General features: G+C 53.1%; 18 protein-coding genes. 13 read left to right on the top strand and 5 right to left on the bottom strand.

The features are described 5' to 3' along the window. Positions 1-69: 69 nt before the first annotated feature. Positions 70-630: a hypothetical protein gene (locus tag ACZ1HF_RS01275; protein WP_472655805.1), complete on the bottom strand. Its 561-nt coding sequence runs from the start codon at positions 628-630 to the stop codon at positions 70-72. Positions 631-965: 335 nt separating this feature from the next. On the opposite strand from ACZ1HF_RS01275, the gene ACZ1HF_RS01280 reads away from it, so the two are divergent. Then, positions 966-1,361, top strand: coding sequence for a cytochrome c4 (locus ACZ1HF_RS01280; protein WP_472655806.1), 396 nt, complete (start codon positions 966-968; stop codon positions 1,359-1,361). 9 nt (positions 1,362-1,370) lie between these two features. Next, positions 1,371-1,775, top strand: a complete 405-nt coding sequence (locus ACZ1HF_RS01285; protein ID WP_472655807.1) for a c-type cytochrome — start codon at positions 1,371-1,373, stop codon at positions 1,773-1,775. Between the two features lie 99 nt (positions 1,776-1,874). Here ACZ1HF_RS01285 and ACZ1HF_RS01290 read toward each other — a convergent pair whose 3' ends face one another. Then, positions 1,875-2,084 (bottom strand): cold-shock protein, encoded by a 210-nt coding sequence (locus tag ACZ1HF_RS01290; protein WP_021099906.1) that lies wholly within the window; start codon positions 2,082-2,084, stop codon positions 1,875-1,877. A 260-nt stretch (positions 2,085-2,344) separates the two neighbouring features. Here ACZ1HF_RS01290 and ACZ1HF_RS01295 point away from each other — a divergent pair, with 260 nt between their 5' ends. Continuing rightward, positions 2,345-2,665 (top strand): arsenate reductase family protein, encoded by a 321-nt coding sequence (locus ACZ1HF_RS01295; RefSeq protein ID WP_472655808.1) that lies wholly within the window; start codon positions 2,345-2,347, stop codon positions 2,663-2,665. On the opposite strand, the gene thrS is transcribed toward ACZ1HF_RS01295, so the two are convergent. Continuing rightward, on the bottom strand, positions 2,657-4,603 hold the full coding sequence (thrS, locus tag ACZ1HF_RS01300; protein WP_472655809.1) for a threonine--tRNA ligase: 1,947 nt from the start codon (positions 4,601-4,603) through the stop codon (positions 2,657-2,659). The genes ACZ1HF_RS01295 and thrS overlap by 9 nt on opposite strands. 202 nt (positions 4,604-4,805) lie before the next feature. Here thrS and ACZ1HF_RS01305 point away from each other — a divergent pair, with 202 nt between their 5' ends. The 3 genes from ACZ1HF_RS01305 to ACZ1HF_RS01315 all read left to right on the top strand — a co-directional run bounded on the left by ACZ1HF_RS01305 (position 4,806) and on the right by ACZ1HF_RS01315 (position 6,040). Continuing rightward, positions 4,806-5,183, top strand: a complete 378-nt coding sequence (locus tag ACZ1HF_RS01305; protein ID WP_472655810.1) for a DUF4140 domain-containing protein — start codon at positions 4,806-4,808, stop codon at positions 5,181-5,183. A gap of 20 nt (positions 5,184-5,203) precedes the next feature. After that, on the top strand, positions 5,204-5,647 hold the full coding sequence (locus ACZ1HF_RS01310; protein WP_472655811.1) for a DUF4139 domain-containing protein: 444 nt from the start codon (positions 5,204-5,206) through the stop codon (positions 5,645-5,647). A gap of 138 nt (positions 5,648-5,785) precedes the next feature. Then, positions 5,786-6,040: a hypothetical protein gene (locus tag ACZ1HF_RS01315; RefSeq protein WP_472655812.1), complete on the top strand. Its 255-nt coding sequence runs from the start codon at positions 5,786-5,788 to the stop codon at positions 6,038-6,040. Positions 6,041-6,043: 3 nt separating this feature from the next. On the opposite strand, the gene ACZ1HF_RS01320 is transcribed toward ACZ1HF_RS01315, so the two are convergent. After that, positions 6,044-6,790 (bottom strand): ArsR/SmtB family transcription factor, encoded by a 747-nt coding sequence (locus ACZ1HF_RS01320; protein WP_472655813.1) that lies wholly within the window; start codon positions 6,788-6,790, stop codon positions 6,044-6,046. Positions 6,791-6,898: 108 nt separating this feature from the next. On the opposite strand from ACZ1HF_RS01320, the gene ACZ1HF_RS01325 reads away from it, so the two are divergent. The 7 genes from ACZ1HF_RS01325 to ACZ1HF_RS01355 all read left to right on the top strand — a co-directional run bounded on the left by ACZ1HF_RS01325 (position 6,899) and on the right by ACZ1HF_RS01355 (position 12,446). Beyond that, positions 6,899-7,651 (top strand): alpha/beta hydrolase, encoded by a 753-nt coding sequence (locus ACZ1HF_RS01325; protein ID WP_472655814.1) that lies wholly within the window; start codon positions 6,899-6,901, stop codon positions 7,649-7,651. After that, positions 7,648-8,631: an alpha/beta hydrolase gene (locus ACZ1HF_RS01330; RefSeq protein WP_472655815.1), complete on the top strand. Its 984-nt coding sequence runs from the start codon at positions 7,648-7,650 to the stop codon at positions 8,629-8,631. Before ACZ1HF_RS01325 ends, ACZ1HF_RS01330 begins: the two co-directional genes overlap by 4 nt. Positions 8,632-8,633: 2 nt before the next feature. After that, on the top strand, positions 8,634-9,065 hold the full coding sequence (locus ACZ1HF_RS01335) for a VOC family protein (RefSeq protein ID WP_472655816.1): 432 nt from the start codon (positions 8,634-8,636) through the stop codon (positions 9,063-9,065). 77 nt (positions 9,066-9,142) lie between these two features. Next, on the top strand, positions 9,143-9,790 hold the full coding sequence (locus ACZ1HF_RS01340) for a hypothetical protein (protein WP_472658951.1): 648 nt from the start codon (positions 9,143-9,145) through the stop codon (positions 9,788-9,790). Further along, positions 9,787-10,545 (top strand): SDR family NAD(P)-dependent oxidoreductase, encoded by a 759-nt coding sequence (locus ACZ1HF_RS01345; RefSeq protein ID WP_472655817.1) that lies wholly within the window; start codon positions 9,787-9,789, stop codon positions 10,543-10,545. Before ACZ1HF_RS01340 ends, ACZ1HF_RS01345 begins: the two co-directional genes overlap by 4 nt. 81 nt (positions 10,546-10,626) lie before the next feature. Continuing rightward, entirely contained in the window at positions 10,627-11,358 is a 732-nt protein-coding gene (locus tag ACZ1HF_RS01350) for an alpha/beta fold hydrolase (protein ID WP_472655818.1), read from the top strand. A gap of 119 nt (positions 11,359-11,477) precedes the next feature. Next, positions 11,478-12,446, top strand: coding sequence for a LysR family transcriptional regulator (locus tag ACZ1HF_RS01355; protein ID WP_472655819.1), 969 nt, complete (start codon positions 11,478-11,480; stop codon positions 12,444-12,446). 7 nt (positions 12,447-12,453) lie between these two features. Here the strand turns inward: ACZ1HF_RS01355 and ACZ1HF_RS01360 are convergent, their stop codons facing one another. Next, on the bottom strand, positions 12,454-13,635 hold the full coding sequence (locus ACZ1HF_RS01360) for a DegT/DnrJ/EryC1/StrS family aminotransferase (RefSeq protein ID WP_472655820.1): 1,182 nt from the start codon (positions 13,633-13,635) through the stop codon (positions 12,454-12,456). Positions 13,636-13,686 lie beyond the last annotated feature (51 nt).

Here is a 13,686-nt window from a genome sequence, read left to right on the forward strand (position 1 = left end):
ATCCCCTCCATATTTTTGAATAGGGTGAGAGGTTTGTAGACCTATTGCAAGCGCTTCCGATGTTGAAACCTATTCGCAAATGCCATCCAGATCAGCGCCATCCCACGGTTTAATAACACGCGTTTGGGGCAGGCTGCGCATCAGAGCGCCATTGTTGAAGGCTTTGCCCAACATATCATGCAGGCGCTTGGTCCGCGTACCTTCGGGGTTCAAAGCGCGACAGCAGATGAATTCTTCGACGATCGCACCTTGTTGTTCGAAGCCAAAGTCGCCGAACTCAGCAGTCTTATTGTCCAGATCAAACAGGTATGGATCATCGCTTGCCTGATGCTCTGCCACAGCTTTGAAAGGGTGATAGCCGGTGATCTTGCGGTTTTGCCATTGCCAGATATGGGTCATTTCGTGGGCTAGAAACATAGCCTCGTATAAATACATCTGATCAGGATAGCCGGGCTTGTAGTTGTTGCGCCAGAAATCACGATTGACGAAAATATGGTTGAAGACCACCGTAGCCGCAGGTGCGCCCGTAACGATATCCTCAGTCGGTTCAGGAAATATGCGGTCCTGGCACGTCACGCGGGGCCGCTTTGGGATGCGTAAGCTGAATGACCTTAGCGGCGCAATCTTCACCAATCGCACCTTTGATGTATCAAGCGACGGGCCATGTATGCTTTGCAGGTAAGCACGCTCTGTCGAGGTGAGAGGCCGCCCACACGCAGCAAGAAAAATTAAAAAAAGAAAAAGCGCGTACCGCATAAAAAGAAAACTGGACCGGAACGACGGGATGATCAAGCAAAGATCATAGGATCTCACCATGAAGTCAGGCGGTTAAATGGAAACTCCATGCGTAGTTAATTGCCACACATATTGGAAAAACCTTGATCAGAAAATGACACGGATCAATGCGACGGGTCCCATGCGTCATTAAGTTGTCATTAGTTAAAAGAATAACAGGAGTGGTGAGCATGATCCGAACTTTAATATGCATGATGGTCGCATTAGTGCCCGCTGTTGCCATGGCGCAGGATGCAGAGGAAGGTGACAAGACATTTCAGACCTATTGTGCGTCTTGCCATGGTATCGAAGGGCGGGGTAATGGGCCAATGGCGCCTATCCTCACTATCTTACCGACAGACCTGACAGTCCTTGCAAGTGAGGCTGACGGCACCTTTCCCCGTAGCGATGTTATCGCCAAAATCGATGGGCGTGATCCATTGCTTGCTCATGGTAGCCCGATGCCGTTGTTCGGAGAGTATTTTGAAGGTAAGGGTGTTACCATCAAGGGTGAAGATGGGGTGATGATTATGACCAGTCAGCCAATTGTTGACCTGATCACATGGCTGGAAACTATTCAGGAATAACGGGGCCGGATGAAACACCTTTATATATCGCTTGTCGCTTTCGCTGGCCTGACCTTGCTGGCTTGTACCGTTGAGCCGAAATCGCATACTGGCTTTTCTCTTTACAACGACAATTGTGTGGCTTGTCACGGCACCAGTGGGCGAGGGGATGGCCCCTTGGCCGCAGAGCTGGATACCCCACCTGCCGATCTGACCCGGATTGCGGCCAGACGTGACGGCGTTTTTCCAATGGCCGAAGTGATCAGCATCATCGATGGATATCACCGACGGGCGTTGCCGCGTGAACAGATGCCGGAATTTGGTGATTTTCTGACAGGACCAACTGTGCCTTATGATACAGGTGATGGTATTCAGACCCCAACGCCTGCCAAGTTGGTAGCGCTGGCGCAATACCTGCAAGAGATACAAGAGTAACGGGCTGAGAATTTGCGCTATGACGCAATTATTAGGATGTACTCAAACGAAAAACGGCCCATAAGATGAGGGCCGTTTCGAAAGTTCTGAGTTTTAAGTTTAGTCTAAAGCAACCAGATCGCCCGCTGAGGCCCGACCATCACGACCTTCAATCATTTCATATTGAATCTTCTGATCATCACGCAGACCTGTCAGACCTGCACGTTCAACAGCTGAAATATGCACGAACACATCTTTGCCGCCATCATCAGGTGCTATAAAGCCGAAGCCTTTGGTTGTATTAAACCATTTTACGGTGCCTGTGGCCATTCCCGTATCTCCTTCATAGTATCCGCCCACGGTATTGTGGCGGGGTGGTGCAGCAGTGTCTTTTTGTCGTCCGGCTGCTTGGTAGAAGAAGCGGGCACGTAAAGTCTGTATCACAGTTTTGACACATATAGCCTTTTGTTAAAATATCAATGACGTAGTTCTGTTTCCATATTTGCAGCATTTTTTTGCTCGTAACCGCTTTGTTCAAAGAATATGTTTGGTTTTAAATCACATAACTTTTGAAAGAATGGATGCTGGATATGAAGCTATACGGTATTAAGACTTGCGATACTTGTCGTAAGGCTTTGAAAACATTGACCTCAAATAGAAAAGAGGTCGAATTTGTTGATATTCGCGCAGCTCCGCTTTCTAAAGATGATATTGCCCGCTTTTTAAGCGCCTTTGGTGATGCATTGATCAATACACGTTCAACCACGTGGCGCGGCATGAGCGAGGCCGAGCGGGCCACACCCCCTGCAGATCAGTTGGCAGCGCACCCAATCCTTATGAAGCGCCCGGTCATTGAGGCCGATGCGCTTTATCTGGGATGGGGCAAGGACGTGCAGGATGCCTTACTTTAAATCAGGGGGTGTCGCGTCTGCCTTTAGGATCGGGATCAGCGCATCAAGTGGTTCAACCGAGGTCCGTTTCTCGCCAAGGCGGCGCAATGTAACGGTTCCGTCCTCTACCTCTTTTTTGCCAACCGCAAGGATCACTGGGACTTTTCCAACTGAATGTTCCCGGACCTTGTAATTGATCTTTTCGTTACGAATATCTGCTTCGGCTCGGATGCCTGCTGCTACCAGCTTTTCAACTGTTTCAAGCACATAGCTGTCAGCCTCAGAGACAATCGAGGCCACGACGACCTGCCGTGGCGCAAGCCAGAAGGGCAGCCTGCCCGCATGGGTTTCGATCAAAATGCCGATAAACCGCTCGAAAGAGCCAAGCGTTGCGCGGTGCAGCATATAGGGGCGGTGTCTTGCACCGTCCTCACCGATATAAGTAGCGTCCAACCGTTCGGGCAGGTTTGGGTCCACTTGAAATGTCCCGCATTGCCATTGCCGTCCCAGAGAGTCGGTCAGGAAAAAGTCCAGTTTAGGACCATAAAACGCGCCCTCGCCGGGATCGGGCGTATAGTCATTGCCCGTCGCTTTGATCGCATTTTCCAAAGCATTTTCAACATGATCCCAGCTTTCTTCGGATCCAACACGTTTTTCAGGGCGGGTGGCGAATTTGATTTCAAATTCGTCAAAGCCCAAATCGCCGTAGACACTGGCTAGGAAGTCGATGAAGCGGGCGCATTCGGCCTCGATCTGATCTTCGGTGCAGAAAATATGGGCGTCGTCTTGTGTAAATCCACGCACCCGCATGATGCCATGCAGCGCGCCGGATGGCTCATAGCGGTTACAACTGCCGAACTCGGCCATGCGCAAGGGAAGGTCGCGATATGATTTCAGCCCTTGATTGTAAACTTGCACATGGCACGGGCAGTTCATCGGTTTCAGCGCATTAATAGATTTTTCGCGCGCATGTTCTTCGTCCACCTCAACGATGAACATATGTTCCTGATATTTATCCCAATGCCCCGAGGCTTCCCAAAGCTTACGATCCACAACCTGCGGTGTATTAATCTCGACATAACCGCCTGCGCGTTGTTTGCGGCGCATATAGTCTTGGAGCACAGTATAAATGGTCCAACCATTCGGGTGCCAAAAGACCTGACCGGGGGCCTCTTCCTGCATATGAAATAGGTCCATTTCGCGGCCAAGTTTTCGGTGATCTCGTTTCTCGGCCTCTTCAAGAAAATGCAGGTAGTCGCGCAGTTTCTCACGGTTTTGGAATGCCACGCCATAGATACGTTGCAACATGGCGCGGTTGCTATCACCGCGCCAATAGGCTCCTGCAACTGACATCAGTTTGAACGCATCGGCGGGGACTTGACCTGTGTGCTGCAGGTGAGGACCACGACACAGATCCTGCCAGTCGCCATGCCAATACATGCGCAAAGGTTCGTCGCCAGGAATGGCGTCGATCAGTTCGACCTTATAAGGCTCACCGTTGTCTTCATAATGTTTGACTGCACGGGCGCGATCCCAAACTTCTGTGCGAACGTTTTCGCGCAGGTTTATGATTTCTTTCATCTTTTTCTCAATCGCACCCAAGTCTTCAGGCGTAAACGGCTCGGCCCGGTCGAAATCATAGTACCAACCATTCTCGATCACCGGACCAATTGTGACTTTCACATCCGGCCAGATTTCTTGCACAGCACGCGCCATGATATGAGCCAGATCGTGGCGGATCAGTTCCAGCGCAGGGGCTTCGTCCTGCATAGTGTTGATGGCAATGGATGCGTTCGCTTCGATGGGCCATTGAAGATCATAATGCGCGCCATCGACTGTGGCGGAAATGGCCTTTTTGCGCAGAGATGTCGAGATAGAGGCGGCAACCTCGGCTGCTGTTACGCCTGCGTCAAACTCGCGCGCATTGCCATCGGGAAAAGTAAGAGAGATTGAGGCCATCACAAAGGCTCCTCGTCAGTTTGGCGCCCACGGAACGCCCGGTTGCGGGTTATTTCACAGCGTAATGGCGGGCGAAAACTGTAGCGTCAAGAGGCATAATTGCTGGAAAATGAGGCCAGCCACTAACTTTTTTACTGCTTGCGCCAAGGACGGCTGTATCACATGCGTCATAATAAAAAGCAGATAGGGAAACGAGGACATCATGAAAACCATTCTTGCATCAACAGCCGTGATATTTTTTGCGACAGGTCCGTTATGGGCCGCTGAAATCAATGTGGACAGCCTGATAAGCGGCGCCACGGTTTACCCGTCCGGTGCCACTGTGGCCCGCATGGTGGAATTTGATGCCGAGCAAGGTGGTCATACGATTATTGTTGATGATTTACCTCTGGATTTTGATGCATCCAGCTTGCGCGTTACCGGGGAAAGGGACAGTGCATTCCGGATTATCTCTGTCAATCACCGGGTCAGCCGTTTGCCACCTGTCGATCCCAGCGAAAGCCCGGCATATAAACGCGTGAAGGCGGAACTTGATGTGCTGCAGGACAAGATGATCGATCTGTCCTTTATGCGTCCATGACTAACGGATTTGGCGGCCCCATGCTGCCTGGTCGTGTATCAGCTTTCCGGGACGGGACATTCATCGGCGAAACCTGGATGCCGTTTACGGCTGCCGGTGCTGAGGCAACTTTGCCCTTTGGGGTAGTAGACGGGATTGAGATCACCCACCGGGTTCTTGGTAAAGAGGATGGCGATTTCGGCCTGATTGGCACGACCAATACACGGGTTGAGAATTTTGAAATCAATGCCAAAAGCGTGCTGCCTTATGATATTGTTCTGACGCTTTATGATCGTGCGCCATTCTCGGAGCATGAGGATTTGCAGATCAAAACAACAGCGACACCGCGCCCTTCCGAGACGGACTTTGAAGGCAAGCGCGGCGTAACGGCATGGACCTTTGATCTCAAAGCCGGGACAGAGCAGAAGGTGAAGTTCGGGTTCGAAATTCAATGGCCCGGCGATAAGAACTTGATTCTACAGTAGTGCCTTCACGGGGCTAGGGTGACTGGTCCCGCGCATTGCTTTGCAGAGAAGTCTGGAAGTGGTAATGTCGATAATGCGGGTAGGACTATTCAGGTGAAGCCAACCCGCAAGAACTCTGAGGCAAACAGGGATGTATTCATGCCGAGCTATAACCGGACCTTTCAACTTACCATCAACGATATTGATTTGATCGAAACAGTGCTACGGGATGAACAGACCCGATTGTCAGATCAGCGTATGCGTCTGGCAAATGGCATCCGGGACGATGATTTGGACGAAGTGAGTTTGGAAACTCTGGACGCCGCCTTACGCGATACCCATGATCTTTTGGGCCGACTACATAATCAGAAGAATTTCTACCGGCCCAAAATTGGTGCCTATGTGAGCGGTTAAGGCCTAACTGCCATACCTAAATTTTGCTTCCTTGCCCGTTTCCAGAAATGTCTTAAGACCGGCCAGCATCCGCTGCCAGCCATCAGCGACACCTTCCTGTCCGGCGGGGATATCATAATGCTCAAGTGCGAGCTTGCAGAAAGTCCCTTGTGGCTCGATCAGGTAATCAAAACGGGAGGTTTTCATATCAGGCCCATCCCATTTTGGTTCAAATGTTGATGAGATGCGGGTCTTGGGCACAAGCTCGGTTTCCGTACATATCAACATCACGCCTCCATCCGGTGTATGGTAAGTCACTATGTTGCCATCGCGCGTAACCTTGTCTGAGGCGAAGTGATATTGCGCCTCCAAGTCCGGATCGGTCAGTGCGTTCCATAGCGCATCCTGCGTGCAGTGGATGTAGGTTTCCATGCGGAAATCGGGTTTGTCAGTCATATTGGCAGCTCCTTCTAACTGTGCTTTTAAATCCAGAAGGCCACGGGCCGCAGGTTTGGCCAGCAGTGGCTCTATCCAGCGGTCAATCGTCTCCTGTAGGGGCAAGGCGTTCAGGTAATGGTACTTGAAACGCCCAACTTTCTTGGTCGTGATCAGCTTTGCCTCTTCCAGCACGCCGAGATGTTTCATCACGCCAAAACGTGTCATCTCATAGTGCTCTTCCAACTCGCTCAGGGTCTGGGCGTCTTTGGCCCGAAGCCTGTCCAGAATATCCCGCCTTGCCGGATCGCCGAGGGCTTTGAAGATCATGTCCATAGAATCACTTATAGGTAATTAAATAGTCACGTGACAAGGTAGTCACTTATTTTTCTGACCTTGCCCTTCGTCAAGACATGGGTAGCTTGCATAGGAAAGGAGCCGCAGATGCCAGAATTCTTGACCACGCCGCAGGGACGCCGGATTGCCTACCATCAGACCAAAGGGCAGGGGCCCGGCATCGTTTTTCTGGGTGGTTTTAAATCAGATATGGAAGGCACCAAAGCCCTGCATCTTGAGGCTTGGGCGCGTGCGCAGAGTCGGGCATTTTTACGGTTTGATTATTCCGGTCATGGGCAGTCATCCGGTGCATTTACAGATGGGGCAATTGGCGATTGGGCCGAGGATGCCTTTGAAACGATTTTAGCCTTGACCGAGGGCCCGCAACTGCTGATCGGCTCATCCATGGGCGGGTGGATATCGCTGTTGATGGCCAAGCGGATACCAGAATGTATTGCAGGGCTTGTGACAATTGCTGCCGCACCAGATTTCACCGAGGATAGTATGTGGGGCGCGTTCTCAGACGCGCAAAAAGCCGAACTTGAAGCAGGCCAAGTGGCGCTGCCATCGGATTATGGCGAGCCCTATATTATCACGCGTCGCCTGATCGAAGATGGCCGTAATCATCTGGTCTTTCGTGATCCGCTGAGCTTGCCTTTCCCGGCACGCTTCCTGCAAGGGACAGCCGATACAGATGTGGATATGTCCGTTGCGTTGCGCTTGCTTGATCACGCGGAAGGGCCGGATATGCGGCTGGTGTTGCTGAAAGGTGGGGATCACCGGTTCTCGGACCCTGACGCATTGCAGTTGATTGAGGATGCGGTGAATAACGTATTGCAGAGGCTTGGAGAGGTCGCGTGATACAGGTTTTCGGAAAATGGTTGGGCCGGTTCCTTCTTGCCTTTGTCTTATCATTGTGTGCCATATGGATATTCGCGCCACGTGAGCCGGTTGATGTGGAAATATCATTTGATGAGAATGCATTGGGGGATAATATTGATGTATACCTTGCTGAGGCTGAAGCACGATTTGATGATATAACGCCCGGAGTTGAAAAGCGTATTATCTGGGCTGACGAGCCAGGACAACAAACCGATTTGGCGCTGGTTTATCTGCATGGATACTCTGCCACATCCGAAGAAATTCGCCCGGTGCCAGACCTTGTGTCAGAGGCGCTGGGGGCAAATCTTTTCTACACAAGGCTGCAAGGTCACGGGCGCGGTGCTGAGGCCATGGCCGAGCCGTCTGCGGGAGACTGGCTAGAAGACACAGCAGAGGCGCTTGCAATAGGGCGTCGGCTGGGGCGGGAGGTGATCATACTCGCAACCTCGACCGGGGGAACTTTGGCCGCCATTGCAGCAACGGACCCAGACATGATCAAGGGTGTGAAAGGGATTGCTTTTGTTTCACCGAATTTTCGTGTGGCAAATCCGGCGGCTCGGCTTCTAGGCTGGCCATTGGTGCGGTATTGGGCGCCCTTCGCAATAGGGCCGGATCGAAGTTTTGAGCCGGTTAACAGCGCGCATGGCAAATACTGGACGACGCGGTATCCAACAGTGGCAGCTGTGCCCGTGGATGCCTTGGTCAAATATGCGTATGGGCTGGATTACGAGACGGTAAATGTCCCGGCGTTGTTTGTCTTTTCACAAAAAGATCAAGTGGTCGCGGCGGAAGCCACACAAGACGTGGCCGAGCGTTGGGGGTGGGAAGTGCGTGTGGTCAATCCCGAAATAGGGCCGGGTGATGACCCCTATCACCATGTGATCGCAGGCGATATCCTCAGCCCAAGTCAAACGCAACCGACAGTGGAACTACTGCTGGACTGGATAAAAGGATTATAGAGATGGATCAGAGGGTAAGCCTTATCACGCTGGGGGTGGCCGATATGGAAGTTTCAGCCAGCTTTTACAAAGCGCTTGGCTGGCAGCAAGTCGAAAGCCAAGATGGTGTGATTGCATTTGATCTTATTGGCCAGACGCTTGGTTTATACCCCAGAGCCGCATTAGCTGAAGAGCTAGGTATGGAGGAAAGTCAAATTGGCGGATTTTCGGGCCTGACACTTGGTTATAACGTGCGCAGCAAAGAGGATGTGGTGCCTTTTCTGGCACAGGTCGAAGCCGCGGGTGGCCGCGTTGTGAAACCAGCGCAGGATGTGTTCTGGGGCGGGTATCATGGCTATTTCGCTGATCCGGACGGGCATGTATGGGAAGTGGCGTTCAACCCGTTTTCGCCTTTACGCGAAGATGGTGCGTTTCGCTGGAATGGCTATGGATGAGAATTTTCTACGAAAATTCTACGCCTCCGGCGGAGGTATTTTAGCCATTTGGAAAACCTATGCGTAAACCGGCTTCGATGTGGAGCCTTGAGACATTGGGCCGCGTGCGATTGTCGAAGCATTTCTACATGCGTGATTTTCTTTATTCCGAGATAGGTAATTTTCATCAGCAACAAAACCTGCCGGAAGATCCTGATCTGGTCATCGAGGTTGGGCGGGCATTTTGTGTACACTTACTCGATCCGCTGGAGGAAACCTTCGGGCGGATCGCCGTGCGGTCCGGGTATCGGTCCCCTGATTTGAACCGGTTCGGAAACGAAAACCGTCTGAATTGCGCGCGGAATGACTATCCGGGCGAGTGCCACATATGGGACAGGGGCAGGGGTGACGCTAGAATTTCTGGCGCGTCGATTGTCATTCCATGGTTTGCCGATCAATACGAACGGGGGCGTGACTGGCGTGATCTGGCATGGTGGGTTCACGATCATTTGCCCTATTCCGAGCAATGGTACTTCCCAAAGCTTGCAGCCTTTAATCTGAGCTGGCGGCCCATACCTTTGCGCACAATCTCAAGTTACATAGCACCGCGGGGTAAATTACTGGCTGCCGGGGCAGAACCGGGTGAGGGTCTGGCAGAGAGGCAAAAGCGCTATGCTGATTTTCCACCTTTTCGCGGCATCGCATATCCGGCTATTCCAGACCTGTGGACAGGAGAAACAGAATGACATTGCCCCAAACCCCTTCGTTTCGTCTGGACGGCAAACGCGCCCTGGTCACTGGCGGGTCGCGCGGGATTGGGCTTGGATGTGCTGTTGCGTTGGCCGAAGCGGGGGCGCATGTGGTGGTGGCCGCGCGTGGGGTGGATGCGCTGCACGCAGCTGTGGATGAGATGACAAGCGCAGAATTGAGTGCCGAGGCATTGCCGCTGGATGTGACCGATCTGGACAGTGTCAAGGCTGCGATCGCAAGCTGTGGTTCGCTTGATGTTTTGTGCAATTCTGCGGGGCTCGCGCGCCATTCCAAGGCCGTGGAGACTGCCCCGGAAGATTTTGACGCGGTTATGGAAATCAACGTGAAGGCTGCGTATTTTCTGGCGCAGCAGGCGGCCATTTCGATGCAGGGGCGTGGCGGATCGATCATTCAGATCAGTTCTCAAATGGGGTATGTTGGCGGGCAGGATCGCGCTGTTTACTGTGCGACGAAACATGCGATTGAGGGAATGAACAAGGCAATGGCGATTGAGTTCGGCCCGGACAACATACGGGTTAACTCGATCTGCCCGACATTTATACGAACACCTTTGACTGAGGCGACGTTCAATGACCCGGAAAAACGCGCTTGGATTGACAGCAAGATCAAGCTGCCTCGCGTTGGTTTGGTTGAAGATATCATGGGTGCCGCAGTCTATCTTGCCTCTGATGCCAGTGCGATGGTGACAGGGAGCTCGATCATGATCGATGGGGGGTGGACGGCGGGTTAAGTCTTTTCCTGCCTTTGCTTTCGTGATCAAACTGAACGAGACAAGTCAGGACAGGTAGACAGCTATGGCAAAGGCAAATCTATGACAACGGAGCCGCTTTTCCTGTTGTCCAAGGCGAAAGAGCCCTTGGTTCTGTTGCCTGGCATGATGTGTGACGCACGGCTTTTTGGGCCGCAAATCAAAGTATTCGGACGGACGCGTGCGGTGCATCTTGCGCCGATCAATGCGCACGATAATGTCGAGGCCCTTGCGCGGGAAGTGTTGGCGACAGCTCCGGAACGCTTTGCGCTGGCGGGCCTGTCCATGGGCGGTATCATCGCCATGGAAGTGATGCGTCAGGCACCGGACCGTGTCACGCGTTTGGCGCTGATGGATACGAATGCTCAGAAAGAGACCCCAAAGGTTGCAGCAAGCCGGGAGCCGCAGATTGCGCGGGTTATGGCCGGGTTGCTACCCGAGGTCATGCGTGAAGAGATGAAACCGAATTATCTGGCCCCGGCTGACGGGAACGAGGTAATCCTTGATCTGGTAATGGAGATGGCGCTTGATCAGGGGGAAGGTGTTTTCCTACGCCAATCCCGCGCATTACAGCGCAGGCCGGATCAGCAGGCGACATTGCGTCAAATCAAAGTGCCTGTACTCGTTTTGTGCGGAGAGCACGATGCGCTTTGCCCACTGAAACGCCATGAATTTATGACAGATATCATTGGTGATAATGCCGAGCTTGTGGTGATTGAGAACGCGGGCCACCTGCCGACACTGGAACAGCCCGAAGCTACAACAACCGCTATGCAGGCCTGGTTGGAGCGGTAGGGGCGGATGTTGCTTTTGTAGGTTTACTCTTCTAACTCTATCTAGCCTCTGTTTACGGTTACGCTTACACTGTATTCAGGTTTGAAACGCGGCAATAAATGTTGCGTTCTGGGGGACACATGGTCGAGACACCTGGCAAGATCACGCTTTGGCAGATCGAGGTTTTCGTTGCAGCGGCGGAAGAGCCATCGATTACAGCTGCGGCACGGCGGTTGGGGGCCAGCCCGTCCGCGGTCAGCCAACAGCTCAGTAATCTGGAGACGGCGTTAGGCACACCGCTGTTGAACCGGGCCGAACGGCCCATGCCCCTGACCCCTGCGGGTGAGTTATTCTTGCGTCGGGCGCAGACGATCCTGAACGAAGCGGCGCAGGCGACTGCTGAGCTGACGGTAAATGATATGGCCGCCAGAGTGCGCCTGCGGTTGGGCGTGGTGGAAGATTTCGACGCGGATGTTACACCAGCTTTGCTGATGCAACTGGCCGAAACGATGCCCAAAGCGCAGTTTCTATTGGAAACCGGGGCAAGTCATCGAATGCTGGATCAGCTTGAGGCGCGAGCGTTGGACGTGGCGATTGCGGCAGAGCCGGAGGATTTGCAACCAGACTACGAGGTACATCCGCTGCTGGTCGATCCGTTCATCGTGGTGACGCCCAAACGCATGGTGCGTGACAAGGACGATATGTTGCAAGTTTTGCGGCAAGCGCCGTTGATACAGTATACCTCGCGCCACGTGATGGGACGCCAGATCGCGTCGCATCTGGCGCGTTCTAACGTGGTGGTGTCACATCGGTTTGAGTTGGACAACTATCACGCCATCATGGCGATGGTTGCCAAAGGTGAGGGGTGGACGATCCTGACGCCTCTGGGGGCGATGCGTGCCAAGCGGTTTATTGATCGGGTTGAGACCTTTGCTCTGCCCTTTGCGCCGCTGTCTCGGCGGATTTCGCTTATTGCCAGACGTGATATGGCGCAGGATATGCCTGCGCAGATGGCGACGACGCTCCGCGCATTGATCAAGAGCGAGTTGGTAGAGTTCTGCCAGCACCGGATGCCGTTTTTGGAAGGGCAGATGCAGGTGCTGGGCTAATTGGCGCTTAGGCTTTTGCAGCTCTGGCCGCAGCGATTAGCGTATGGGCTATATAGTCCAGATCGGGTTGCTTCAACCGGGCCGGCAGGCGGGTATCGCAGGCCTTGGACAGCATAGCACGGGTTTGCGGCAGGTCTGGTGTCTGGCCTATGAACTGCCAGTTCCAGAAGGCGCGGGCATTGTCGGTGCTCAGGCCGAACACCTGAACACTTACACCCTGCGCCTTACTGGCCGCCATGAAGGTGCGTGTCTGAGGCTCTGAAAAATCTTTCAGATTGAACTGTATTGAATCTGGCGCACGCAGTTCAGGGCTAAGCGGTGCAGGGACGTCGAAATACCCGCTGACATTCAACTGTTCGGCCACATAGTCATGGTTGCTACGGCCATCTCTCACACGCCGGGCAAGCTCGGGCAATTGTGGGCGGATTACAGCAGCGCTGAGATTTTGCATGCGCAAATTATACAGCGGCAGCTTATTTTGCCATTTTGCGGCGTAGTCGCTGATGATGGCGTGTTTGTTCCAGTTATGCTCATACGCACCGGACATGATCACGGCGCGGGCAATCAGGTCAGGGTCATCCGTAATCATGATGCCGCCTTCGCCTGCATTGATCATCTTGTAGGATTGGAAAGAAAAGCAGCCAATCTTGCCCAGCGTGCCAATATTTTGCCCGTTCCACCGAGTGCCAAGGGAATGGGCCGCGTCTTCGATCACTGGCAGGTTGTGCTGTGCTGCCAATGTCATGATTGCATCCATATCAGAGGTATGGCCGCGCATATGGCTGATCAGGACAGCATCGGCATCTTCGATTTTGGCAGCAAAGTCGTCCATGTCGATGCGGTAATTATCCCCGACCTCTACCAGCACAGGCTGACAATCCGCATGCACAACGGCCGATGGGACTGCGGCGAAGGTGAAGGCAGGGATCAGCACGCGGGCGTCGCGGGGCAGATCCAGTGCCTTGAGTGACAGGAACAATGCGGCAGAGCAGGACGACAGGGCCAATGCGTATTTCGCGCCCAGAAGCTTTGCAAACTCCTGTTCCAGCAGTGCGACAGGCGCGTCCTGCGCGGCTGTGTAACGAAACAAATCACCTGAACTGATCAGATCTTCAATGGCAGCGCGTGCAGCATCTGGTATCGGCTCGGCGTCATAAACATTGGGGGCCTGCGTGGGGAAGTCGCGCATCTTTTCAGCTTTCCTGAATGTTTGTTATAGAAAATCTGTAATACATTTTTG

The organism is Litoreibacter sp. GN1-5 (assembly GCF_055693805.1).